General features: G+C 34.2%; 2 protein-coding genes. Both read left to right on the top strand.

The genetic code is table 11. The features are described from left to right. Positions 1 to 1001 precede the first annotated feature (1001 nt). Entirely contained in the window at positions 1002 to 1724 is a 723-nt protein-coding gene (locus BN67_RS10685) for an LbetaH domain-containing protein (RefSeq protein ID WP_026088291.1), read from the top strand. An 82-nt stretch (positions 1725 to 1806) separates the two neighbouring features. Beyond that, positions 1807 to 2427 (top strand): LbetaH domain-containing protein, encoded by a 621-nt coding sequence (locus BN67_RS10680; protein WP_019224068.1) that lies wholly within the window; start codon positions 1807 to 1809, stop codon positions 2425 to 2427. The last annotated feature ends 63 nt before the right edge of the window (positions 2428 to 2490 follow it).

Below are 2490 nucleotides of genomic sequence, written 5' to 3'. Positions count from 1 at the left end.
GTTTTAATCACTCACTAAAATAGTCTATTGTGTCAGTTCAATTTACTGACACATAACTGACACGTTTTAATCAACTCATATCATTAGTTATCTTTAAAGATTGTACGATTGATATGAATTATGTTTTAAAGATATTAACCAATTGAAATATATTGGTTTTATTTTTTCTCATTTAAAAAAATAATAGAAGGTCTAAAAAGAACTGACAACACTGACACGGTCTATTAAAAAGAACTTTGCTAATCTCTATAATTATCAGTTTCTATTGAGATGTTTTCATAACAGTCTATAAATCATAATTATCCTATTTATCGTTTCTCTATGAAAATGAAAAATGACGCCATTGCTATAAAGAACATAACAGCTAGAGAGAATGCATAAAACAGCAAGGTTTTATAATCATAATGCAAATGACAGCATTGGTTATAAGAGCGCGATGCCTATTAAGGTTGTTTACATTAGAGCCCTTATAAACAAAATTCACAAAAAAATTAAAATTCATTTAGTAAAAAATTAATAGGTTATAAACTTAAAAATACGCATGATGAGAGCGTTTGTAACTTTTATGCAGTATAGAGAGGCAAATAACGGAAACGCTTAACCACGCCATTAATATAGAATCCAAAACACATAATAAAAAAGAGACTGTTTTTAAGAATATGACAATGTTTATACACAACGTTATTTAAAAAATACAAAAAATATCAAAAAAGATAAAACCATTGTTGACAATAAATACGTATTTTGTTATATAAATACTCAAGTGATGAAAACACTTAAACCGTAAGCGGATAGGTTACGAAACAGCCTCTCCCATGTCTTTAAAATACTGGCTATCTTTTATGCTTTTGTTAGTATATGAGAATTTTGTCGGGTGTGGTTATGCCATACAATACCCATTTATGGGAAAAGCATAACAACGGACTTACGGCCGTGTTTTCAACGCCCGGCGCCCTTAGGGGTGTCAATTGAAAACGTTATTAACCCGTAAGGTTTTAAATATGAAAAATATATCAAAAAATACTCCCGATCTCTCTAACATTTCAAATGAAACTGCGTCTGTTAATAAACAAGAGCCTGCAAAAAAATACGAATTTACCGATGATTGTGAATATATCGATGGTCATTTCTTATATCGCATTCGTGCTTTAAGAGATTTTGATGATGTCAAGGCTGGCGATCTGGGGGGCTATATTGAAAAGGAAGATAACCTATCTCATAATGGCAATTGCTGGATTTACGATAAAGCGCGCGTCTTTCAAAATGCTAGGGTTTATGACAATGCTAAAGTTAAAGGCTTTTTTGTTGACGTTTATGGCGATGCTAAAATTTATGGCAATGCTATTTTTGAAGGCATGGCAATAAATGATTATTGTGAGGTCTATGGCAATGCTCATATTCAAAACGCCGTGATTATTGAAGGCAATGTTAAAATTTATGATAACGCCCGTGTAAGTGGTCATGCTCATATTTCTGATATGTCTGTTATTTGTGATGATGCCCATGTTGGAGGCAATGCTAAAATAAGCGATGGTGCTTATATCTGTGATCATTCCTATGTCGTTGATGATGCCGTGGTTTGTGGTGCTTATGTATCTGGCGATTCTTGTATTCATAGCGCCGCCTCTTTAACAGAAGATGATCAAATTCATGATGAGGCAATTCCAAGATTTGGAAGTGAAGATGATTATTACCGCCATGAGTATTATGATGAGGCAATGTAAATAATGTCTCGGGCGCGGCGGGGGCGCCCCTCTTAAAACATTTCATTCTAAAATTTAAATCTCTTTATAAAGGAATTGTGCTATGCAAAAAAAGTTTGCACTCACAAATGAAACGCGTGTATTTGATAATCATACTCTTTATCGCATTAAAGCATTAAAAGACTTTGGTGATGTCAAGGCTGGCGACCTAGGTGGCTTTGTTGAAGAGGAAAGCAATCTCTCTCATAAAGGCAATTGCTGGGTTTATGATGATGCCTGTGTTTATAATAATGCTTATGTCTTCGATAATGCAAAAATTGAAGGCAATGCCAAGGTTTTTGATTGGGCAAAAATTTATGACAATGCAAGGGTTGCTGATCATGCCTTGGTTTTTGGAAAAATTTATGTTTACGATTATGCCTGCGTTTTAAATCATGCTGAGGTATCCGACAGGGCTATTATAAAAGGTCATGCTAAAATCTATGATAATGCTTTATTGACTGGCTATGCGCAAGCTTATGGCAATGCAAAAATTTTTGGCAATGCTCAAGTTTGGTTTTTTGCTGTAGTTGGGGATGATGCTTGTATTTATGAGAATGCAAAAATTACAGGCTATACACACATTCGTGATCAAGTGAGTGTTTTTGGCAATTCATATATAGATACAAAAAAATTGAATGGTCATATTAAAATTTGTGATCAAACCATAAAAGACGCTGCGTAAATAATGCCTCTGGCGCGGCGGGGGCGCCCTTTACCCTCATTTTTCTTCTTAAAATCTAACGAA

Origin of the sequence: Bartonella rattaustraliani AUST/NH4, assembly GCF_000312565.1 — a bacterium.
Lineage (GTDB): Bacteria > Pseudomonadota > Alphaproteobacteria > Rhizobiales > Rhizobiaceae > Bartonella > Bartonella rattaustraliani.
The sequence above is the reverse complement of the archived record's forward strand: the minus strand, read 5'-3'. Positions and strand labels throughout refer to the sequence as shown.